Source organism: Arthrobacter sp. P1_A5, assembly GCF_056406825.1.
In genome coordinates, this window is sequence record NZ_JBFTZL010000011.1 from 28,729 (window position 1) to 51,290 (window position 22,562).

The 22,562-nt window shown below is 60.9% G+C and carries 13 protein-coding genes; 5 read left to right on the forward strand and 8 right to left on the reverse strand.

The annotated features are described in order from the left end of the window. Window position 1: 1 nt before the first annotated feature. Together AC1D1S_RS04240 and AC1D1S_RS04245 are read left to right on the forward strand one after the other, a co-directional pair. On the forward strand, window positions 2-2,299 hold the full coding sequence (locus AC1D1S_RS04240; protein ID WP_476993811.1) for a 3'-5' exonuclease: 2,298 nt from the start codon (window positions 2-4) through the stop codon (window positions 2,297-2,299). 108 nt (window positions 2,300-2,407) lie between these two features. Continuing rightward, window positions 2,408-3,340 (forward strand): protein NO VEIN domain-containing protein, encoded by a 933-nt coding sequence (locus tag AC1D1S_RS04245; RefSeq protein ID WP_476993812.1) that lies wholly within the window; start codon window positions 2,408-2,410, stop codon window positions 3,338-3,340. Between the two features lie 76 nt (window positions 3,341-3,416). On the opposite strand, the gene drmB is transcribed toward AC1D1S_RS04245, so the two are convergent. The 6 genes from drmB to AC1D1S_RS04275 form a co-directional block, all read right to left on the reverse strand. Then, the gene (gene drmB / locus AC1D1S_RS04250) at window positions 3,417-5,510 is read right to left on the reverse strand and encodes a DrmB family protein (RefSeq protein WP_476993813.1); all 2,094 of its coding nucleotides are present in this window, start codon (window positions 5,508-5,510) and stop codon (window positions 3,417-3,419) included. Next, entirely contained in the window at window positions 5,503-8,706 is a 3,204-nt protein-coding gene (locus tag AC1D1S_RS04255; RefSeq protein WP_476993814.1) for a helicase-related protein, read from the reverse strand. The genes drmB and AC1D1S_RS04255 overlap by 8 nt, the downstream gene beginning before the upstream one ends. A 4-nt stretch (window positions 8,707-8,710) precedes the next feature. Further along, the gene (locus AC1D1S_RS04260) at window positions 8,711-10,516 is read right to left on the reverse strand and encodes a UvrD-helicase domain-containing protein (protein WP_476993815.1); all 1,806 of its coding nucleotides are present in this window, start codon (window positions 10,514-10,516) and stop codon (window positions 8,711-8,713) included. Continuing rightward, window positions 10,506-15,152 carry a DEAD/DEAH box helicase gene (locus AC1D1S_RS04265; protein ID WP_476993816.1) on the reverse strand — a complete coding sequence of 1,549 codons (4,647 nt, stop codon included), beginning with the start codon at window positions 15,150-15,152 and terminating at the stop codon, window positions 10,506-10,508. Before AC1D1S_RS04265 ends, AC1D1S_RS04260 begins: the two co-directional genes overlap by 11 nt. A gap of 116 nt (window positions 15,153-15,268) precedes the next feature. Further along, window positions 15,269-16,342 carry a DNA cytosine methyltransferase gene (locus tag AC1D1S_RS04270; RefSeq protein ID WP_476993817.1) on the reverse strand — a complete coding sequence of 358 codons (1,074 nt, stop codon included), beginning with the start codon at window positions 16,340-16,342 and terminating at the stop codon, window positions 15,269-15,271. Between the two features lie 306 nt (window positions 16,343-16,648). Next, on the reverse strand, window positions 16,649-18,079 hold the full coding sequence (locus AC1D1S_RS04275) for a hypothetical protein (RefSeq protein WP_476993818.1): 1,431 nt from the start codon (window positions 18,077-18,079) through the stop codon (window positions 16,649-16,651). Between the two features lie 399 nt (window positions 18,080-18,478). On the opposite strand from AC1D1S_RS04275, the gene AC1D1S_RS04280 reads away from it, so the two are divergent. Continuing rightward, a complete protein-coding gene (locus tag AC1D1S_RS04280) occupies window positions 18,479-19,303 on the forward strand; it encodes a hypothetical protein (protein ID WP_476993819.1) in 825 nt (274 codons plus the stop codon). Window positions 19,304-19,324: 21 nt separating this feature from the next. Here the strand turns inward: AC1D1S_RS04280 and AC1D1S_RS04285 are convergent, their stop codons facing one another. Continuing rightward, on the reverse strand, window positions 19,325-20,599 hold the full coding sequence (locus AC1D1S_RS04285; protein WP_476993820.1) for a flavin-containing monooxygenase: 1,275 nt from the start codon (window positions 20,597-20,599) through the stop codon (window positions 19,325-19,327). A 185-nt stretch (window positions 20,600-20,784) separates the two neighbouring features. On the opposite strand from AC1D1S_RS04285, the gene AC1D1S_RS04290 reads away from it, so the two are divergent. Together AC1D1S_RS04290 and AC1D1S_RS04295 are read left to right on the forward strand one after the other, a co-directional pair. Next, on the forward strand, window positions 20,785-20,988 hold the full coding sequence (locus AC1D1S_RS04290; protein WP_091564276.1) for an antitoxin MazE family protein: 204 nt from the start codon (window positions 20,785-20,787) through the stop codon (window positions 20,986-20,988). Beyond that, the gene (locus AC1D1S_RS04295; protein WP_476993821.1) at window positions 20,985-21,311 is read left to right on the forward strand and encodes a type II toxin-antitoxin system PemK/MazF family toxin; all 327 of its coding nucleotides are present in this window, start codon (window positions 20,985-20,987) and stop codon (window positions 21,309-21,311) included. Before AC1D1S_RS04290 ends, AC1D1S_RS04295 begins: the two co-directional genes overlap by 4 nt. A gap of 5 nt (window positions 21,312-21,316) precedes the next feature. On the opposite strand, the gene AC1D1S_RS04300 is transcribed toward AC1D1S_RS04295, so the two are convergent. Beyond that, complete coding sequence (locus tag AC1D1S_RS04300; protein WP_476993822.1) at window positions 21,317-22,534, reverse strand: Wadjet anti-phage system protein JetD domain-containing protein; 1,218 nt, start codon at window positions 22,532-22,534, stop codon at window positions 21,317-21,319. Window positions 22,535-22,562 lie beyond the last annotated feature (28 nt).

Below are 22,562 nucleotides of genomic sequence, written 5' to 3' on the forward strand. Positions count from 1 at the left end.
TGTGGCGCTGGTGACATGGATCAAGCAGAAGGACAAGATCGACGGCACCATGAAGAACAAGGTGTACTCCTTCTTCGAGAAGCTCCAGAAGGACGACACCGCGCCCGGGCTCCACATCGAACCTATGCATACGCCGGCGGACCCCCGCGTGCGGACGGGCCGAATCGACCTGAACTACCGGGCCGTGCTCTTCAAGGTCGCCTTCGACACCATCCCGCACTACTTCTATTACGGCGCCTGGCCGCACGACGAGGCGATCGACATCGCCCGCTCTAGCGTGCTTCAGGTGAACTCCGTCAACGGCGTCCTCGAAGTCATCCGGGCCTCCACGCGCGACGGCGAGCAGCCTCCTGTCCCGCCGGTTCCTCCCGTAACGCCAGTTGTTCCTGATGCTCCGACGCCGGAACCCGACGTCGAAGGTCAGGTGCCTGGGGAGGAGCCGGAGTCACCTCGCGAGGAAGCCCCCGAAGCCTGGGTCAACCCGCTGCTGGGATGCGGCATGGATCCGGCTGAGTTGGTTTCAGAACTTGGCCTCGCCACGGATCTTGTGGGCCGGGCATTCGCCGCGTCCTCGGACGAAGACCTCCTGGACGTACTGGACGAGGCGCCGGAGTGGCAGGCAACTGCTCTCCTTGAACTAGCTGCCGGCACGTCCATCCAGGAGGTCCAGGACAAGCTCGCGCTGAGCCGCTACGTGGATGACCCGCAGGCGACGGAAGAGGAGAAGATCCGGAAGTCACTGGAGCATCCCGCCACGAAGATGCAATTCACGTTCGTGGGTGACAATTCCGACGAGCTCAAAAAGGTCATCGAAGGTGGAGACTTCGATTCCTGGCGCACGTTCCTGCACCCGGAACAGCGTGTCTATTCCGAACGCCATTACAACGGTTCCTTCCGCCTCTCTGGAGGTGCCGGAACGGGCAAGACCGTGGTCCTTCTCCACCGCGCGAGGATGCTTGCCACGGCTGAACCGGCATCCCGAATTGTCCTGACCACCTACACAACGACCCTTGCTAATTCGCTGGAAAACGGATTGTCGAAGCTGGATGCTGACCTTCCCCGGGCGGCAAAGCCAGGAGCACCCGGCATCCATGTCTCTGGTGTTGATTCACTCGTCAACAAGGTCTTTCGCGGTGCTCAGGAGACGGAGCAGCGCCGTGCCATGAAGGATCTTTTCGGGCTGGAGGTCTCCGCGCCGGGGAAAATCCTGGACACAGATGGTGCCCGCCAGCAATGGGAGTCCGCCCTGGCCGACGTCGATCATCAGCTGGAACTCGAGCTCGCCAATCCGACATTCCTCCAACAGGAGTACGAGACGGTGATCCTGCCCAACTTCATCAGCGGCAAGGACGAATATCTTAAGGTGCCCCGCGCTGGTCGCKGCACGGCCTTGAACCGGGCGAAACGGCTTGCAGTCTGGAAGGTCGTGGAATCCTACCGGTACTACAACCGGATCGAAATGCACGCCTCGTTCGTGGAGCTGGCGCACCTCGCTGCTCTGGTGCTTCGCCAGCGTGCAGAGGCCAGCGGAGCACGTCTTCTTGATCATGTACTGATCGATGAGGCGCAGGACTTGCACGCCGGCCACTGGCTGTTTCTCCGCGAGCTGGTCCAGCAGGGACCGGATGACCTGTTCATCGCGGAGGATTCGCACCAGCGCATCTACGGCCAGAAGGTCCCGTTGTCCCGATTCGGAATTGGCATCGTCGGCCGATCGCGCCGGCTAACTCTCAATTACCGCACCACCCGGCAGAACCTGGCATACGCCGTCGGACTTCTCAGCGGAGCCTCGGTGTCGGATATTGAGGGCGATCAGGAGTCAATTAATGGCTATACCTCTTCGCGGGTAGGGCCACGGCCGAAAGAAGTAGCTTCCGCTTCCATCGCTGAGGAACTGGACAACCTTGCTGACTATCTGCGGAAGTGGAAAGACGAAGGGGTGCCGCTGGAGACCGTCGGAATCCTGGTCCGCTCCAATTTCCAAGTCGGCAAAGTCATCAACGGGCTGAACGAACGCGATCTTGAAGCCAGGACAGCGGGTGCGGCGACGATGCCCGGTGTGCCGTCAGTAATGACGATGCACCGGTCCAAGGGCATGGAGTTCACTAGGGTTGTTCTTTTCGGGATTTCGGACCAAACCCTGCCGGCTTCCTATCAGGTGAGGGACCTGGCGCCGGCTGAGCAGGCCGACGCCATTCTCCGTGAGCGATCGCTGCTGTATGTCGCGGCAACGCGTGCCCGCGACGGCTTGATCGTGTCCTGGAGTGGAAAACCGTCAGAGCTGCTTGGTAAAAAGTAGTTCAATACTTACCTATGTCAGCCACAACCATTTGGGGGAGTAATGGCGGGTAGCACCGTTGGGAATAAGGTGCGTTGGTGGGACGGCGATGCCTCTCAGCGTTACTGGATGGAACTGGTCACCGTGAACACCTGGGGGAGCGAGCTCATCGCCCCGGATACGTACCGATATGACCTGATGCACGACGTGCGAGTAGGTGATGTCGTTCTACATTGGGTGGGAAAGAACAACCCCATGGGATTCAAATCGGGCATGTACGGCGCATCGATTGTGGCGGGGCAATTGCAGCCTCGGGCCGGGGACTGGCTTGGTATTCTGGCGAACACAATCCCGCTGACGAACTACACGCCGCTGCCGCGCCCGTACCTCCTGACGGATCTTCGTGCTGACCATCAGTCGGACATCCTTGGCATTAAGAGGGACCTGGAAACCGAGTATCCTACTGGGCGCGGTAAATTCACGATTTACTTCCCCTTCCAGAAACACCCCACCAGCGGCCTAAAACCGAACCAAGGATACCTATTCAAGCTTCCTGCGGAAGTCCTCCAAGCGGCCCCGGATTTGCTTCCTGACAGCGACTGGGGCGGATTCGACCGGCCACTCGTCGCACCGCCCATAAGCGGACAAAATGGCACGCGGCAGCGCTACGCCGGATTCTGCGCCGATCCGGTCCTCAAGAAAGCTATCGAGATGCGGGCCGTCCGGCAGGCGATTGCCCACTACGAAGGAGCCGGGTACCACGTCGAAGACGTCGGCGCCTTCCGGTCCTACGATTTGCTGGCAAAGCGCGGTGACGAGGAGCGTCACATCGAAGTCAAGGGTTCTCAGGGATACGTCCAGAAGGTCATTCTGACGCGCAACGAGGTGACACACGCGAATGACTATCGCCTGACGGACCTGGTTGTGGTGGCGGATATCCAGTGGGAGCGCCACCTCGATGGTTCTATCGCAACAGAAGACGGCACCATCAGCGTCTACCCCGATTGGAGGCCGTCGCCGGAGAACCTGAAGCCGCTGAGTTACGAGTACTTCCTGGACTAAGCAATAAATTCAAGGCGACATCGACTGGGGCTCAACTTGTTTAGGGGGTCGGAGGTCCGACCCCCTAAACAAGAGGTTAGTAAACCCTGTCGGCAAGCTTGTCTGCGAGGTCCGCAGGCGCAAAATCGTGCGTGTGGTAGGTAGTCCACCCCTGCTCCGCGAGCCAGTCATCACGTTCGTCATCCCGCTCGACAAGTACTGCCACGCGCGAAGTCGCCCAGCATAGATCGACTTGCCACTGGTTGTCGGGGCCGATATCCGCGCCCCAATCCCCGAGCTCTACATCGACCTCAACGAGCTCGGCAATGAGTTCCTGGAGCTCGGGACCGGATTCGGAGAATACCGCCAGCCACGGGCTTTGACGCACGCTGAGGGGGATATTGTCGTCGAGGACTACGTCAGAAACGCCACCCGGTTTCTCAACGCCAGTAGTGGCAATGGGGTTCAGTGCTGCCCAATCTTTGAAGCCAAGCCCGATCTGACCATGGACGCCAAACAAGGACCCCCGGTCGAGATTGGAATTGAATAGCTCGCAGCTTGTTTCCGGCACAAGGACGCAGCAGTGGCAGGCGGCCAGGTTACGTGCATCGGTACCAGAACCGCGCGACTCGATGCAGACAGGATCCGCTGAACACCAAGAGGTGCGGAACAGTCCTTCGTCCAAGGAAGGCCCCAGGCGTTTTGGGCTCGCCTGTGCAGCTATGCCGCCCAGGCTGCCTGCAGAGTCGGACGATGCCGTATACAAGAGCACTCCGACTTGATCCGGACCTACATAGAGGCGTTCCCGAATAGACGAGGCGGGGTACCCAGCGTCCAGCGAGAGCTGGTCGATGATGATGTGAGAGAGCGTGTGGATCAGGATTTCCACGATGCTGACGGGAATCGGGTCCTGGCCGCGCTGCTCAGCTGCGCGTTTCGCGTTCAGGCGGAGCGCTTTCTCCCTGCCGGCTGCGAAGTCCGTTTCAGCCCAAGCCTCGACCTGTGATCGGTCCAGAGCCACAAAGAGTCCCTCACCCAGCGTYTCAATTGCGGGCAGCCAATTCTGGCGGTTGTCGTCAGGTGAAAGCGGCGACAACTTGGCGTCAGGCTTGTCTTCACTCCTAGGGTGCAAACGGCTAAAGCCGTACAGTGCGCGGACCTCCCTTAGCCGGGTGACTTTCCGTGCGGCCTTGATCCAGTGTTGGTGGGCCTCAGGAACAGCCACTTTCTCAGCGACGAAGTCTGTGTCCGGGCTGTCACGGCGGCCGTTCATCAGCGCGAGGAACTCCTGCTCCCGGAGCTGGTCCTCGGAAAGCTCAGTTTCCTCAGTGCCATGGAATTGGCGCTTTATTTCAGCGCGAAGTTCGTCGACGGAGAAGCGTCGGTCAAATTCCTGGACCACGCCCTCCAGAACCCATGTGGAACCGGGCTCCAGAGCCTGCGGTTGACTGAGCTGGGAGGCTTTTGACGTCACTACCTTGGCGAGAAATTCAGAATATGGCGGGATAGAGATTGCGGACCTCACCACCGGGAACCAGACATTAGACGCACCGCGCTGAACTGTCTTGGGGGGCTTGCCGCATTCGCGCTCTCGGTATCCCCGGCCGAGCCACGGGCGATTGCCCTGGCACTTCATTTCCTTGAGCGCTACGGAGTTGAATGCATCGGCCATGGTTCGAGACTTGCCGCAGGAGCAGCGAACAACCATGTCGGCGAGGGACGAGGTACGGCCTTCCGAGGTAAGAGTCAGCAGATGGCCGCCATCAGCAGTCGGCCAGAAGCCATGCACCCAGTACGAATACGGGAAGTCATCGATGTGCCCGTCCTCGCAAGCCAACACAAACCGGGAGGGCGTAAGCGGTGCTAGGGACTTGCATAGGCCGCACTGTGGGTCTTCGTACGAAGCCTGTAGATGCTTGGTATTTCCTAGTCGATTGCACTTTGGGCATATCAGCATCTGAGGGAAACGGACAACAGGAATTCTGCCGCGGGCACCTGCTGGCGGTAGCAGAAGCTCGTGCACTCCCAAGCTTCGTGCCAGCCGCGGCTCACTGACCGGCTTCAGTTGCTTCCTGTCCCATTGGTCGATGCTTGTGATCATGAAGCTGTTGTTTTCTGCCGGGAATAGGCTGCCCACGCCGAACGTGGAGATCAGCTGACTTCGCCGGGCAGCGTACGTTTTTCTAGCCATTTGCGTTCTCCCTCGGGTACTCGGGTCGGAGGACGGTTTCAGCGTCCACGTCGCGCATACTCCGTGGAGTTGGCCACGGAATTACGCTTGTGCTGTAGACGAAGTCTGGGTCTTCGAGCGCTTTGCTGGAATCGATTAGGAGCGACCTGGGCGAGTTCCTCTTGCCCTCATACGGGAGATCAGCATCGGAAAGTGCAGCCTTCCGCCAGATGTTCAGAAGTCGTTCGAGTTCTTCCTGCGTCGCTGACGCCTCGTCGGGGTCCACCGCGGCGACGCGGTTGCCAATCCACGACATGATCTCATCAACGGCGGGGGATTCGTTCCTGATCGAACCAGCATCTCGTCGTAATTCCGGTACAAGCATGCGGAGCGCGGAGACGAGCGTGGCATGCAAGCCTCGGTCGCGCGAGCGGGCCGCGAATGGCGTGGCACTGGTTGCTTCCACGGCACGGTACAGAGCACCGTGAAAGTCGTTGAACGACTCGTAGTGCGACMGGTCCCGTGTTCGCGCCGCATTGAAGATCGTTACTACGAGGCCCGGGTGCTGACGCCCGACCCGGCTGGTCGCCTGGATGTATTCAGCGCTCGACTGCGGCTGACCCATGACGGCCATCAGTCCTAGGCGATCCACATCCAGGCCGACCGAGATCATGTTGGTGGCCAGCACCACGTCTTCGGGCTTTTGGTTACTCATCAAGCTCTTCTCCAGGGACTTGAGTGCCTCCGGAATTTTGTGGTTTTCCACGCGGCTGGTGAGCTCACTCAGTTGGATCCCGCGCCCCTCCAGCCTGCCGTCTCRCTTGGCCAGCAGATTCAAGCGGGCCCGGACGTCGTCGTACACCTGAAGGTATGCCGAGCCAAGCACGCGCAGACTGTTGAAGTAGCCGACCAGTGTCCAGTAGGGGTCGCGGTCCTCGGTTGCGGCCCCTTCGATGACGTTGGATGAGTGAAGTAAGGATGCGTAGGTGCGAACCATGAGCGTGGCGTGGCTTGTACCTGATGCAAGAACGCCGACATATTGCCGCGTTCCGAACTGGTCGGACGGCGCTTTGTTCGCGAAGAAGGAATCGTCGGGGTCAAGCCCTGGCGGCGGGAACAGCCTGGAGTCGCGGTTGAAGACCGAACGGATCTGATCCTTGGCTCGTCGGATCGTTGCCGTTGAGGCAATGATCTTGGGCTTTCGGTTGGCGCAGCCATCTTCACGTCCGATCCCGCTGGCCGCCAGGTCGACCGCTGTTTCAAAGAGGCCAACGGTTGAACCGAGTGGTCCCGAGATGAGGTGCAGTTCGTCCTGGATGATGAGGTCGGGGCCGAGCTCGGCGGAAGACAGACGTCCGAATAGGGTTGCGATTTCACCTCGCCATGACATACCGGCGAACTTGTCCACGGTCCCGATCACGAGTTCTGGACGTTCCCGGTAGACGTCTGTGTCGATGATGTGAACGGGTAGGCCGTCCGCAAAATTGCAAGCCTTGTTGGAGCAGCTGATGAGCATTCGGTCGGAGGGCACTTTGACGATCCGATAGTCGTCGACCGTGAGCCGAGTGCCGCACCAAGGGCAGGCTTCGATCTGCTTGGGGTTTCCTTCGACGACTTCCTGGTTGTTCCGAAGCTTTCCGAGGTTCGTTCGTGCAGTTGCGATGTCGTTCGGCGTCGCGCCTCCGCCCACCCAGAGTCCGATGCCGAAGGGTGCACCGCCGACCCGGTCCTCATTCGCCAATCGAACAGATTCCAGGGAGCAAATGAGCATGGCAGCACGCTCAAATTGTTGGATTGTCAGAAGCCGGAGGGTGTAGCGCATGATCACGGCCACGCCCCGGACGCTTGTGTTCCGCAGGCGTCGGAGCAGCAGGAGGTATGCGACAAGCCCCAGATAGGCTTCTGTCTTTCCTCCACCTGTGGGGAACCAGAGGAGATCAGCAATGTCGCGTTCCGAGTGCTGATCGTCGGTCACTGACGGCAAGTTAATGAGGATGAACGCAATCTGGAAGGGGCGCCACGCCTGGGCGCCAAGTTCAAAGTCGCCCTTGGCTCCTTTTCGCACCCAATCCTGACGCGAACGCTGCATGTGCATGGCCTGATTCGCCAGCTGGAATGCCTCGAAGGCCTTCTCGTCGTTGATCAGCAGCTGGATGCCCGCTCTAATGCGGTCATGAGCCGCCCCGGCCTGCTTCATGTGTTCGGCCGCGACATCCCGCAAGTGCGGCGGGACCTGGGCCGCGCCGTCTGCTGTCACAGAGTCACTGGAAGCAGTGATCCACGAAGAGTAGTCCTGCGCGAGCAAGTTCAGCTGCGTGACGACATCATCGCGGGTAGCCGAACCCATGAAGGACAGCGATAGGTCGGCATTGCTGGCGCCGGCCATGGAGCGGTGGACGTCCTGCCGGGGAACAAACGTCGTGGTCACTCGACGACAGCGCCGGCCTTCGACGTCGGACGCGTCCACTTCGACGGCGCAGCCGTGCCCGGCGCCGAAAACCATGTGGTTTCGGTAGAGGAGTTCGGAAGAGGCCAGGTCGGGGTCCGACGGAATGCTGGTACGCAGCTTAGAACGATCCACAAGAGCGGGCTTATCGGTGCGAACGGAAAGGCCAGCCTGGAACCAGCACGCCACGTCTTTGTCTGACGTAGGGTCAGGTTTGGGCTGCGTGTTCCGCAGCACCACGGTCACCGTGACGACGGCCTCTTCTGGAGTGCGTACCAAGGCGTAAAGTTCCAGGGCCCCGCCCTCCAGCAGATGCCGCTGGGGCCCGGCTGAAGCCAGGTCGATCGGGGTTTCGGGGAGTTCCGCGGGAATACGCTGCCAGTCATAAACGTCGCGGCGCTTACTACCGCTCTCCCGGACGGTGGCGATTGGGGCATATCTGGCGGCAGTAGGCGAGACGTGCAGAACTGTAGAAAGCGTTGTGTCAACGGAAACAGTTAAGCCCACACTGCTCGGATAAGTTAGTCGGGCGTTAGCAACCGGGCTGTCGACGGAGGCCTCGCCTGAGGTGGCAGCTACGGATTCGGGCTCGTCGGGTGCCTCCGAGTAGGTGTCGTCCGCCGCCGGCCAGAGCACCCCTGTGACATAGCGCTCAAGAGGGCGCTCGGTGATGAGCTCGTCGGAAGCGCCAGGCCCGTACAGGTCCGTGACAAGGCGGTCCACCATTTCGCGGCGGAATGCGTATTTGCTGTCTAGGGTCGACAAGGTCATTCTCCTAATCCTTGATCCGGCTGATCAGCCCGGTAAGCCGGGGTACCAGCCACATACCGGAGGAACCGAGCCCTGCGAGCTTCGTTTCCTCTGGATGGCCGGTGGCGCACTCGATGGATGTGACCCTGGCGCCGGTAAAAGCCATGGGCCACTCTTGGCCGCGGTTTCCCTTGAAGCCGAGATTCTTCTTTAGCGCGAACGCAAAAGAGTGACTGGTTCGGCCAAGCGCAAGGCCGTTACTCGTAGTCAGCTCGTAGCGGGGAACTTCACGGGGCTCCGGTTGGGACTCAATGCGGCCGGAAACGACTTCACCCAGAAGATCATCCAGGACAAAGCTGTTCTGCACCGCCCGAGCGTCTCCGTCTGCCGGGTAATATGGCGAAACGTCGTCAATGTCGGAGTTCAAGAACTCCATCCGCGCCGTATATTGACCGAATTTCCCATAAGCCTTCTCCAGCCATCGTCCCGTGGACCCGTCGGCGCGCTTGAGGATTTTTTTCGGCAGCTTGGTGGAGACGATCTCTTCTCGAGCCCGGCTCAGGGCTACGTACTTCTGCTTCAAGGTGGCTGCGTTCTGTTCTGCGGCGGGAGATCCGAACTCCGGTTGCAGATAAAGGACATTGGTGAACTCGAGCCCTTTGGCCCGATGTACTGTCGAAACGATCAACGGAGCGACGTCGGCCACCGTGAGGGTCAACGGGATCGATCTGCTGCGCAGTCGTTGGCTGAGCTGGGGGACATTTAGTGAGTCGTACGCGGAGAAGTTGCCCTCGGCCGTCTTCAACGCGAGCCAACGGTCGGCCGCTGCCTCACCGAAGAGTTGGTGCAGGCGTGACTTTATCTCGTCGGCGTCATAGGTCCTGTCCTCCAGATCCTTGAAGACCTGATGGACCCACGGCGCCACACTCATGTCCTGTGCTTTCCGCCGGATCAGGTGCGGATACCCGTTTTCCCACAGAAGTTCACTCGCGATGAGGACTTCGTAATTGGTCGAACAAAGTAGGGCTGTTGTGTCGCCTTCATAGGGGCTGAGCGCCCCGGACTCATTTAGCACAGAGGTGCTGGAAACTTCTCTGCGGAAGTCGTCGAGCAGGCTATGTGCGGCTTCGCACGCTGGGTTGTCGAGCGCTCCCAGGCTGCGGATCTCGTCGCCAACGGAGATGAGCTCCCTCGTGCGATCGGTCACCGCCCTGTAGTGCTTTGACAGCGTCTGCTGCTCGGCGCCAAACTCTTTGACGAGGGTCTCGATGAGTTCCGCGGAGGTGAGTTTGGACTCGGATTCTTCCAATTGAAAGTCGTAAATGCCCTGCAATGGGTCGCCGAGCACTGTGAAACCGAAGTCGTCACCGAGGACGGAGAACAACGCCAAGACTAGCTCCGCGCGGTCTCCCACGAGGTCCTGAGCTTCGTCGACCAGGATGTGCCTCAGGTACGTGATCCGGTCGGGGGTATCCTCGCCCGCGATGTATTTCGTGGCCTTTCGGATCCGGGCGTCGAAGCTGTCGCCTAGAGTCTCCTCGTCCGTGTCGATCAGAATCTGCGCCGCAAAGGAGTCGAAAGTGCGGATTTGAAGTCCATCGAGATCATGGATGCGCGCCCGTTTTCTGACCGCCTCGACTGCGGCCCGGGAAAAGCTCAACACCAGAATTTCGTCGGCAGGGTTCAGGCCATCTGCTACCAGGGTCTTCACCCGGGCAAGAAGGACCTCAGTCTTACCTTGGCCGGCCGCAGCCGTGACGAACATCCGTGCATCAGGCTCCGCTTCCGCGACCGCTCGCTGACTTTCGTCGAGCTCAACCTCAGCGAGCACTTATCGCCTCGTTCTTCCACAAGTAGTCCAACTGGGTAAACGCCAGCTTCTGACCGTACTGATCCAAATTGTCCTTAACGTTGACGATCAGGACTTCTTCGCTTCCTCCGTTGAGTGGTCCGCGGAGACCTCGGCCGATCATCTGAATGTATTTGTTGGGAGAAAACGTCGGCCGGCAAACGTACACGGCGTCGACCTTGGGTGCGTCGAAGCCTTGGGTAAGCACATCGAAGTTGGTCAGCACGCGGATCTTTCCGTTGCGGAAGTCCTCGATGATTGAACGCCGGTGGCCCAGATCGGTCTTGCCGGAGATGGCGGCTGCTGGAATGCCTTCAACGGACAGGACAGCTGCGAGAGCCTCGGCATGCTCAACCGAAGCGGCGAAGACGAGAGTCGGCCCCTTCGTTTCCGAAGCTTTGATGTGGTCCAGAATGGCTTCGTTTCGTTGGGTGCTGTCCGCTACCTGCTGCAGGTCGATCCGGGCCTCAAGCATGGCGCTTTGAGAATCCTCGCCCGTGGCAGAGCGCATGTCTTTCAGCTTGAGCTCGATACCTTTCAGCTCTTCGTGGTTCACCTTGGCTAGAACGCCCATGCCTTGGAGATACTCGTGGGCGTTCCCCGCGCTGAACTCATCTGGCTCGATGAGATTACGTCCGAATCTGGCAACCAGTCGCTCGGTCTCCTTCTCGTTCGTACCCCGATACGGTGTCGCCGAAAGACCAAGCAGCGACCGGGACTTCTCGGTGAATGAGCGGCCGAACCAGGAAAGCACCGGGGTGTAAGAAGTTGCGGTCGCCCCATGGGCTTCATCGATGATGACCAGGTCGGGATCAGACATCCATTCGTACATGGAACGACGGTTCTGTTGGATGCTGGCCAGCGTCTGAATGGTTGCAACGACGAGGTGGAGTTTGGTTTCTTCTCGAATGGCGCTGTTCCCACCCCAAAGCCGGCTCACCGCCATTCGTTCGCCGGGTGCTCCCGCCGCCTGCCAGACGTACGTCCAAGTTTCGATGGCCTGCTCGCAGAGTTCTTCAGATTGGGCGATCCAGATGACCAGGCGGTGGTCATCCTTCGGCGTGGCTTTGATATCTCGGATCACGGATTCCACGGCTACGCGTGTCTTGCCGGCGCCTGTGGGCAACTGCACCAAGCCGCGGCTGTGCTTGGTATGCCCCGCGAGGAGGTCGCCGATCTTCTTGCTGGTTGTCTCCTGATATTGATGAAGTGGGTTCAAACCCACTGGTCCAACAAACTCCTCGCGTTCCGGCTTCTTCTTGATTGATTCGCCAGCCATGGCCGGGGAGAACCCGAGCTCCTTCACGAACTCCTGGGCTGTACGGCCGCCACGGAACTGGTCGGGTGCTTCGATGCCTGCCTCGAAAAGCGCAGGCTTAAGGACCTTGAGAAGGCTACTGCCGTGCAATCTACTGACGATTTCGAACATACGCTCGTCTGTCAGCTCCAGGTCTCGTGCGTCCAACATCTTCATAACTGCGTCCGGAATTAGCTTCCGAAGGGTGTCGCGACCGACCAATTCAGCGATCTTACCTGCGTCTGTCTTTTGCTTGTTTGCATTGATGATGCGTGTGTTTGCCGCATCATCCTTCTTAAGCTGGCGCATCGTCTGCATGACTTGCGAGGCGGCCTTCTTGCTTCCAAAGGCGCCGAGAATGGTTGTCAGCAATGCCTGTTCGCCCTGGGGCGCACGGTAATACAGCACCCCGTCTTGGAGATAAGACGCCTTTGGCGTGGCTTCGGAACGTGAGTCGAAGCTATTCGTGCGGACTTCATCTACGGAGCCGCAAGGAACACACAAGGTCTGAACCGTAACTTCACTAGCTGCGCGCTTGAGGAACGGAAAGCGCGATTTGATACTTTCGGGGGCTTCGCCTTCCACTGGTACGGCGCGGGCTGAGGTGAAGAACTCGACGGTAACGGGTTTAAGTCCCCAATTCTCGGTCAAGGCCTCATCGAGATCTGGATGACCGGTGTATATGACGGGCACGTCTGCCGTATCAACGAGATAGTCTCGGGACTTGATGTCGCCTGCGAGTATCAAATCGCTGGTTCGATACCGTGAGTTTCGTCCTCCACTAAGCGGGGTCAAGAGCTCTCTGGGTGCCCGCACGCCTTGGGCAGCAAGCGCCCCGTATAGTTCATGGAGCTGCAGCATCGGCAGGCGCTGCTCAGCAAGCGAAAGAGTAAGACTCCATTCAGTCTTCTGGGCGTCCGTGGCCAAACCCAAGGATTCCGCGGCTTCCTCTCCAGGAAACGGCAAATAGTCGGTCGGTATCCCGTCGATTTTTCCCACGCAGTGTTTGGTATCCACTAGCCCAAGCGAAGTTTCGAAGGCGCCATAGTTCCTAACCCACCACAAGTCGGGCCCCTCGATGCTCTCCGAGGCACGGAATCCACTGGTGAAATCGATCTTTGTCGGATAATGGGTCCGGCTAAGCAGCATCCGAGTGACCCTGGCCCGCGTCGGCGCTGAAGCTTCCGTCAAGAGATGGAGCCCCTCTGTGGCTAATGCCTGATTGAATCGAATTCCCCCACCTGACAACCCAACTGACCCGGAGATGCGGTTGGTTTGGTGGGCCTTCCATAGGTCATAGGTTTCACCACCACGGGTCATCTGGGCATCCGCGAGAGTCGTCCGAGCGCCGAGGTTTCTCAGCAAGGCGACGTCATGGGCATGAAACTGATCATCCACAAGAAGATGCTCGTCCCCGATATTAGTCTGGGGAATCAAAGTGCCAGCCAGCCACACATTACCCAGCTGGCGCCATTTTCGATCCCGGCATCGAACCAATATTTTGGCGGGCTCCGTCCGCTCATTGATTATGGAGAGACTTTCCGGAACAGCGAGCGAGCGAGTGAGCTTCCAGAGCGATTGCGCCAGCTCTTGGTCCGAGTAGTCGCGAGCGACGTCGCTGGCCACGCGGCTGACGATTCCCCGGCCGTCCTGTGCTTGTAGGTCGAGGGCTCGAAGATAAGTGTTCGCATTCCCATGATGCATCAGGTCGTAGGACACAACGTTGGCCGACTCGTCGTCGGCCTTCATGGGGAGGAAAACCCTTGAAGTAATTGGCGGTTCGACGCTGCCGTCCGACATCAGCACGATTCGGCTTCGTCGCATTGCGGGCTGGTAATCGGTGTAGGACTTGTCGATCATGGCGGCGAGCTGCAGAGCATTCTCGTAATCCTGAAGTTCTCCTCCTGCGACAACTTCTTCCAGCCATTCCTCTATGGAGGCGCGTTTCAGGTTCGCTTCCTTCAGAATGCGTACGACCTGGGATTCCCGTCGCAAGGCTGACGGGTGTAGCCAGTGCCGGTCCACTGGCACCCATGACTCCCACAGAGCGATGAGTCGTGTGGCTTCTTCCAGTGCAGGTTGCACTTTGATCTCCCTGGGGAGCCTGAGTACGCCCGCTCTGTCCGGCAGGCACGGTGCGAATGGCAAGATCTCAAAGATGGGTCTGTTGATCACGGAGTCGGCCCACGAACTTGACTCCTTGTCACGGGACGGCAGGATATCCAGAAACAGCGCCGGATCTTCGGGTGTCCTGAGGTCTTTCAGGGCGCTCGCAACCATACGAGGAAGCGTCCGCGTGAGAATCTCCCGGTTATAGAGGGTCTCCAGCATGCTGTGGCGGTCTTCGTTCATTTTGAAGGCCGCGTTAACGATGCCGCGAAGCGAAGTCTCGTGCTGAGTCGGGAAGTAGTTCCAGAATCGGCCCATCTTGCGCCGTTGGTTGCCTGTCAACGGAACAGCCCAAGTTACATCAACATGCTGGCGTGCAACGATACTTCCGGCCTCGACTGCAGCCTGTGTGCTGACTTCGTGCTTGTGTCGGAAAATGAGCCAGTCGCTGTTTGAGACACCGTTGTCGAGGCTGACACGGTTTTCATCCCGGTTGGCTGTCCAGGTGACTGAGTGGTTTTGGACCCTATCCTCGAATTCCAACGAGCCAATTTTGTCGGAGAAGAGGAGGAACTCTTCAGGGAATTTCTTCATTTCATCTGACAGCCAGCTGACGCTACCCATCAGTGGAAGCTTGACGACAGTTGAGGCCCATTGAAAAAGTTCCTGGAGGACGTCGTCGCTTGCCGCCTCCACATAGGGGTCGACGGGTCTCGCCAGGCGCAGTATGGGGTAGGTCTCCAGCCCAGGGTAAAGATTCTGGAGTGCTTCGCGGCTGTTTTCCTGACTCCATGATACGGATCCGCTCTTGCTGAAGATCTGGGGGCTGTCAGTTACCTGGATAACTGACTTGAATCCCAACCCGAAGCGGCCGATCTCTTCATCCCTTTTCTCCGAGGAGTGGGAGAGCATTAGGGTGCGGAACCCAGCCTCGGTGAAGGGCTTGCCTTCATTCGCGCAGTACAGCGCGTCCTTCGTCAGGACGGCTCGGATTCGGCCCCCTGGCGCGTTGATAGCGTCGGCCGCGTTCTGAATCAGCTCGTTCAGCTGTTTGCGACCGTACCCACCCTGCGAGATGGCGGCCTCGATGTTGCTGTGTTCGCGAATGAGGTCCGGGCGGACCCGATACGCGTTGAGTGCGCTCTCAGTTTCTGCTGCAACGAACTGGCTCAGCGGCGAAGCCGTCCCCGCCCATGATTGCTGAACCATCATCGGTTCCGTCCCCCAAATCGAGATAAGTGCTCTCGGCCCCCGCCGAAGTCTTCACGACAATATTTACCATTGAGAGGCGACTTTTCTGCGAAGCTCGGTCTGCGAAACGAAGTGTTCTACAAATGTTGCACTAGTTGGCCTGCTATGGCTCTACCCAAAGCCGTCGGAACAGCGTTGCCGATTTGCTTGGCGATGGCCGTTTTAGACCCGACCCACATGCGGTCGTCCGGGAAGCCTTGCAGCTTGGCCGCCTCGAGATGGGTGATTGCCCGATGCTCTGTCGGGTGGAGGTAGCGACCCTTCTCGGGCTTGAAGAACTCGGTTCGCACGGTTACCGAGGGGCGGTCCCAATGCATGCGCCCCATGACGTCGCCGGAGCCCGACTTATGATTTATCCAGCATGGCGCTTTGAGCCTGTCAGGAAGATTGAATCTGTTTCCGCCTTCAGGGATCCACCCGAACCGTTCAAGAGATTCCCGGGCGTAGTCACGCCCGAGATGCAGCTCGGAAGTACGGAAAGCGCCAGCAAAGATCCTCCCAGCGAACTCTGTCGTTCGTTCCGGGAGCGTTGTCGCTGACACCTGGGAATTTAGGCCCTTCAGCGCTTGCCGCACCGTACGGTGACGACCTAGGTGCGTCGGCATGGGGAATCCGGGGAAGGGCAGATCTCGGTGATGCCCAATAAGGATGGCCCTTTTGCGTGCTTGCGGAGCCCCGTAATCAGCCGCGTTCAGAACATGCCACTGAAATGAGTAATCACCGATGATGCCATCCTTGCCAGTGGCGTCTCGGAAGTCCTGGAGCTGCTGCGACTTACTGAAAGCGGGAACGTTTTCGACGATGAAGTATTTCGGTTTGGCCCTGCGAAGCGCTTCAGCGTACGGCCGCCAAAGCTGATTCCTGACATCGTCCGGGTCCTGCTTGCCTAGCTGAGAGAAGCCCTGGCACGGCGGTCCACCGATCACGACGTCAACTTCGGGGACTGCTTCCTTGATGAGCCAGTCCTGGATCGGGCCGCCGTATACCTTATCCCCGAACGTTGCCGCGAACGACGCAGCGGCCGCTGGCTCGAACTCCACAGCACGCTCCGTCACGAATCGGGACGAAGCGGCGTAGAATCCCTGGGTCAATCCGCCAGCTCCGGCAAAGAGATCCAATACGGTGACGGATCTCGAGGTCTTCTTGCGCACGTAAGGTGCGGCTACGGCGACGGATTCTATAGTCATGATGGACTAAGAATATCGGCTCTTCCACGATCGCCAGCCCAACGGCGCGTCAGCTGCTGGGAACTGAAAGAGATGGTCAGGCCGAGCCAGTGGTTGGCCGCCATGGCGGACCAACTTGGCGCACCGAGGATCAAACCTGGCCCGAGGTGATGCTTTGTCGCCGTCCTACCGCACTCGCTACCGTGCAAAGTGGTCTACGCATCCTCTGCTGCATCGATGGCACCTACAAGTAGCGCTGGGACTGCAGCCGGACAACCGGAAGCCCGTCGGTCACCTGTCTCGTGCCGACCTGCTTCTTGCGGCGTCACGGATTTCAGCCAGTTCCGTTCGAAGGCCATCCAGGACACCGCCGTTGACGAATTCCTCCAGATAGAGCATTCCGTTCAGAGCTGCGTCGAACGCCAGCGTCTCCTCCATGGCCGCGGCATTCGAGGCGTAGATGTCCAGAAAGGCATCGAGGATTCCTGCCCGTTCCTGCCCGACCTGTGACTGTCGGGAAATCACGAAGCGCCGGAAGTGCTCAATGACGCTGGCGTCGTCCGGTTCGGGCAGCGGTCGACGGAGAGCCTCGACGTCGTCAGGCAGTGCCGTCCGAATGTCCAGATCAAGCACGGTGCGGAAGAGCGCCAGTGACTGGGGTCCGTATGGAAGTTTCGCAGGCTGGTCGTACTCCCTCCGCTCCCATTCGCCTGACAGGACCTTTTCGGCCCCCCGGCTGATCTGGTTCACGATGTATCCGGCTCGGGACGAGAGGCCCATCGTGGTTCGGTAGGACGTCAGGTCGGCTGTCGCACGAAAGGCCGTCCAGACGATGTTGTAAAGCATTCCGAGATTGAGGGGCCCCCAGCTTGCGGCGACGGTGGCTCGTACCCGTTCGACTTGAGAGTCATCTAAGTACGCCCACCTACGCTCCGAGAGATTGTGGTTGACGTAGTTGATGACCTCGTCTTGGATGCGGGACCTCGCGGACCCGACAAGATCCCCGGACAACAGTGACGGCGAGGCGCTCGAGGCGGAAATCAGGGCCTCGAAATCTTTCCGCCTGTCTTCGGGCGTTCCTGACAAGCCAGCGAACTCCCACACCATCCGGGCGGGAAAATACTCCGCCCCGTTGTCGACGGCCTTGACCGCTTCCCAATCGGAAACGGCGACAGGCATCAGAACAGTATCGGCCAGCGCCACCAAGGCGTCGAACGACAAGCTGCCCACCACATCGAAGCCGTTCATACGGGCGGCGTATACGGACGATTCACGTAGTGCCTGGGCGGCGAGCAGCTCATCCAGCCCCAGCACGCCTGCAGGATTCCTTTGCTGCGAGGTTAGCCAAGCGGCAACTTCGGTTTGGCAGGACATGCACACTATTCCGGCGTGGCGATGCTGCAGTCGTTGATCATCCCAGAGCGCTTTTGCATCCTTCCGACTATGAACCGGCTTGGGTGGGAGGGGCTGGCCGCACCTGCGACAGGGAAGCCCGAGGATCTCTGCAGTGGCGGCGCAGGCGATGTGGTCTGCTGTCAGCGCAGGGTTAGCGCGCACGACTTCGTCATCCACGAGGTCTTTGATTTTGGCGGTGAAGACCAGCTCGCCGCGCCGGCCCGTCATGTTTTCCCAGTAGGCAGATGCTTTGTCGGATTCCGTTCCTGGCTCGCCCACGGGAGTCAGCAGGATAACGCCCACTTGTGTCTGGTTCAAAGCCGCCATCGTTTCTCCCTGCCTCCAACGTCCCCAGTGACCGTACACCAGAGGGCGAACGGGACGCATGGGATTGGCGCTGAAGTCAAAATTATTGTGCATCCTGCCATGGCCGACCGAGAAGTCGAGTGGTCACAGCGGGTCCGCAGACAATGTACCGAGCGTCCACTAGGGATGCCAGCGGATCGAGCCAGTGCCTCCGGGCCCGCCACATTCGGCCTTCCACGGTCCGACGGCTGCCCCGATTGACCGCAGGCGGACTCTTTACGGCAGAGAACATTGCTTCGGGAATTGCACGTATGGCCTCGCGCCGAAGCGGCGCGGGCTGGCAGGCTCCATCTAGCGCCGAAGGTCCGGTTCCCCCACAGTGCGGGACACTGGAAGTCCCGACCATGAAAGCGGGCCACCTTGATTAGTCTCCAGCACGATGCCGACGGCTCCATCAGGCTTCACCCGGCTGACTCCATGGGACTGAGCAGGGCCGGCGGCGCCGGCCAGCTCGACCCGCTGCTGTATCCGTGGGACCCGCCCGTGGCCTCGGGTGTCATGGACGGCAATGAATTCCGGCCCCTTGAGATTTCAGCCGGACTGGAGGAAGCCCTCGCGCAAGCCGGCGCGGCACCCCTGGAGGCCCGTTCCCTGGTGGTCTCCATCGGCTCGAATTCAAGCGCCGACGTGATGCGGCGGAAATTCGCCAACTACCGCCAGCCGGTCAGCGCGGTCCTGCCGCTGGTCCGGGGGCAGCTGCACAACATCGCCGTTGGCCACTCCGCCCACGTGAGCAAGGCCGGCTACAACGCCGCCGCCCCGTATCCGCTGATGGGAGAGTGCACAGCGGTCTGGCTTTCGTGGCTGGACGATGTCCAACTGATGGCCCTCGACGAAACGGAGCCCAACTACCGGCGGATCCGGCTCGACGGCGAAGCCTGCCCGCTCCTAGCGGACCACGGGGAACGTCCGGAGGAGTTTTCGCTGTTCACCTCGCGCTGGGGCGTCCTGACCGACGGCGACGGCGGGAGGCTTCCGTTCCTCGACCAGCCTGCCCTCTTCGGGCTCCTCGCCGGCAGCGGCACCGGGGACCTCCTGGCGGAGGGGAAGTCCGTGTTCGGCGGCCCGCCGGCGCTTGTTGCCGAGCAACTCGCGATACCCTCGGTCCAGGCCTGGGCCAAGGAATGGTTCAGCTCGGCCGGCCTCGCCGCGCCGGTTGACTTCGACGGGCCTTGCGCGGGGTAGCCACCCCTCTGGACGGCGCCTTCACCGGGCGGCGATGTTCCCGGCGATGTGCTGCGCGATGTACTCGGCGTCGCGGCCCACGCCCGCCACGATGGACGAGCCGTGCCCGGTCAGCCACGGCAGCCCGACGGCGTACAAGCCCGGGTGTTCGGTGACGCCGCGGTGGTGCCGGGGGTAGTTCCATTCGTCCAGCACCGCGATGTCCAGGATGCTGAAGTCCAGCCGGTACCCCGTGGCCCAGAGGACCGACGTGACGTTGGCGGCTTCGAGGTTCAGCCGCGCCGGCTCCGAAGGAAGCCAGCCGTCCGTGCGCGGCGGCTCCGGCTCCGGTGCCGACATGCCGGTGGCGGCAATATAGCTGTCGAACATCGGCTTCATCCGCTGGTAGAACGCCGCCTCCACCACGTCCAGGCGTTCCGGAAGGTCATCACTGAAGACGAGGTCGCCGTCGTGGGCTGCTTCCAAATGGCCGTGCAGCCGGACGCCGCGCCGGCCGAGGTCCCGCAGGTGGATGTCGTGGCCGCCGTCGGCGCCGGACACCAGCGGGTTGCAGGCGAACCTCGCCGCGGGGGAGGGCAACTGACCCACGGTGAGGCCGTCCAGTCCATAGTCGGGGCCGAATTGTGCAAGCTGCATCATCCAATAGAGAAGGTCCTGGCCGCGGTACCGGCGCGGCGCTTCCGGGCACGTGGACACCGCCAGGTGGATTTCGCGGCCGACGGCGAGCAGTTCCTCGGCGATCTGGCCGCCGGACTGGCCGGTGCCCACGATGAGCACGGCTCCCTCGGGCAGTTGGCCCGGGTTGCGGTAGCTGTCGGTGTGAAGTTGCAGGATGCGGCTGGGCAGTTGCGCCGACACTGCGGGGATTTTCGGCGTCTGGTAGCCGCCGGTAGCGAGCACCACGTTCCGGGCCCGCCAGCTGCCCTGGGTGGTGGCCACGTTGAAGCCGCCGCCATCCGCGGGCGCGATACGGGTGACATCCGCACCTGTTCGGACGGGAGCGTCGATGCTCTCCGCATAGTGCCGGAAATGGCCGATGAGGTCATCCCGCATGAATGCCTCCGGGGCGGGGCCGACGTACGGCATGCCGGGCAGCGCGAGCGAGAAGTTCGGCGTGTTCAGGCAAAACGCGTCCCACCGGTCCTGCCACGCCCCGCCAAGCGTTTCGCGCAACTGATGTTCGACGCCGGCCCGGCTTAGCCAGTAGCTGGTGGCCAAACCTGCCTGCCCGGCGCCGACGACGAGGGTGTCGACACTTTGCGGAGCCGCAGGTCGGGCGGCCGTCGGGGTCTCCATGGTTCTTCTCCCGTAGCCAGGGTTCAGGCGGGAATGTGGGCAGGGTATGCCCACAGCGTCGCTAAGAACAGGTGCCCGACGACGGCGTCGGCCCGCACTGCAGCCGGAGCCGTAGGAGCGCGGGATGGACTTGAACATTGTCCACGACGCGTGCCGTCGGTCGGTGTTACATGTAACATTGACCTATGAGCGTCAGGGATCGTGTAGCTCGGCACCGAGCTGCCATGCGGGAGCGAGGCTTCCGGCAGATTCAGATGTGGGTCCCGGATACGCGGACAGAGGAGTTTAGGCGTGAAGCCCGGCGGCAAGCGCTGGCGGTCGCGGCCTCCGACCATGCCAGCGACGACCAAGATTTCATCGAACAGATCGCGGAAGACTGGCCGGAGTGAATCGCGGTGAGCTGTGGACGGTTTCGGGGGGAACATATGCGCAGAAACCACGGCCAGCACTCATAATCCAGGACGACCTGTTTGCGGCCTCGGAGTCGGTCACGCTTCTGCCCCTGACGACTCAGTTGACGGATGCCCCGCTGCTGAGGCTGACCGTTGACCCCGGACAGCTCACCGGCTTGACGCAACACAGCCATATCATGGTGGACAAGCTCACAACTGTGAGGCGGGCCAACCTTGGGCAGCGGATAGGCCGAATAGATGCCAAGACCATGGTTGCCGTTGAGCAGTCCCTTGCGGTCTTTCTTGGGCTAGGGCGCTGACCTGTTCAGCCACAAAGCCGTTCCCGAGCCCAATCCCAGCGGATCAGCTCCTGTTCCAGGCGGACGGCCGGTCCGTAGGTGTCGTCGCCGAGCGCTTGGTAGAGCGTAGCCTCGTCCGGCGTCAGCCTGGTCAGCGCAGCCCGCGACGGTGACGGCTCGTTGCCCCAGGCATCCCTGTGCGAGAGGAGTGTTTTCGTATCCATCAGCACGCTCTCCACATGCGGGTGCACGGCACGGAGCTGGTCCAGGATCCGGAAGCCGTGGGTGTCAATGTCGCCCCAGTAGAAGATCGTGCAATCACGCAGCCACGCCGCATCCCGCAGGGACGAAAAGCCGTAGCCGGCTCCATAGAGGGCCAGCGTTCCGGGACGCTCCGGCAGGGCAAGGAAATTGACCTGGTTCTCCGTCGCAATCACGGTGTGCACCGGCAGCTGCAGCGTTCTGAAGGCTTCAGCTGTGACCGTGATGTCCCGGGCGCCGCCCAGAGTGGGCATCCTGGGATCCAGGACGCGGAACCGGACGAGCTCGGGCGGATGCAGGAATCCGTGCCGGCGGGCGAACCGTGCCGCCGGGGTACGGCCGGCCCCGTCGTCCAGGGCAACTTCCGGCTCGGCCGGCTCCACGGCTGCCTCGGCCTCGGCTTCCAGGTCGCCAACCTTGGAGAGGGGAGCGAGGGCGGCGAGCAGCTGGTCGATAACCTGCCGGTGGCCCTCTACGAATTTCGTGTGCACGCCGGGCAGCCCCAGCTGCCGGACGTAGATTCCCGGCGCGGGATTGTCCCGAAGCCACAGCGCGGCCCGAGCCGCCGTCAGGGAATCAGAACCCAGTTCGAGCAGTTTCAACGGGCGCCGCGCAGCCCAGTCCAACAGCAGCGGATCCAGCTCCCCGAGACCGGCGGTCAGCTCCCGGAACCGCGCCGCCTCCCGGGACTTGCCGACAAAGCCGATCTCGTCTTCCACGGTCGCGAACACGGCCGCGGCCGGAATCCGGTTGGAGCCCACCGTGCGGCGGCCCACCTCCACTGTTTCCAGCTCGTACGGGCCGGCCCCGGCGAACAGCTCAGCAGCCCACCGATGGGCCGCAGCGTAATCGCTCAACAGGGCTGCCGCCGTCGGACGTTTCAGCGAACGGCGGCGCGGGTAGGCTCCGGATGGTTCCAGCAGCTCCCGTAGCAGGGCACCGCTGTTCCACGCCTTCAGTGACTGCGCCCGGAGTCCTGCCAAGGTAGTCCAAGACTCCGCGGGGAAGTCC

Excerpts from the sequence above, each read along its gene's own strand:
- AC1D1S_RS04275 (WP_476993818.1), bottom strand. The coding sequence starts at position 18,079 with ATGGCGGCTTTGAACCAGACACAAGTGGGCGTTATCCTGCTGACTCCC.
- AC1D1S_RS04285 (WP_476993820.1), bottom strand. The coding sequence starts at position 20,599 with ATGGAGACCCCGACGGCCGCCCGACCTGCGGCTCCGCAAAGTGTCGAC.
- AC1D1S_RS04265 (WP_476993816.1), bottom strand. The coding sequence starts at position 15,152 with ATGATGGTTCAGCAATCATGGGCGGGGACGGCTTCGCCGCTGAGCCAG.
- AC1D1S_RS04290 (WP_091564276.1), top strand. The coding sequence starts at position 20,785 with ATGAGCGTCAGGGATCGTGTAGCTCGGCACCGAGCTGCCATGCGGGAG.
- AC1D1S_RS04245 (WP_476993812.1), top strand. The coding sequence starts at position 2,408 with ATGGAACTGGTCACCGTGAACACCTGGGGGAGCGAGCTCATCGCCCCG.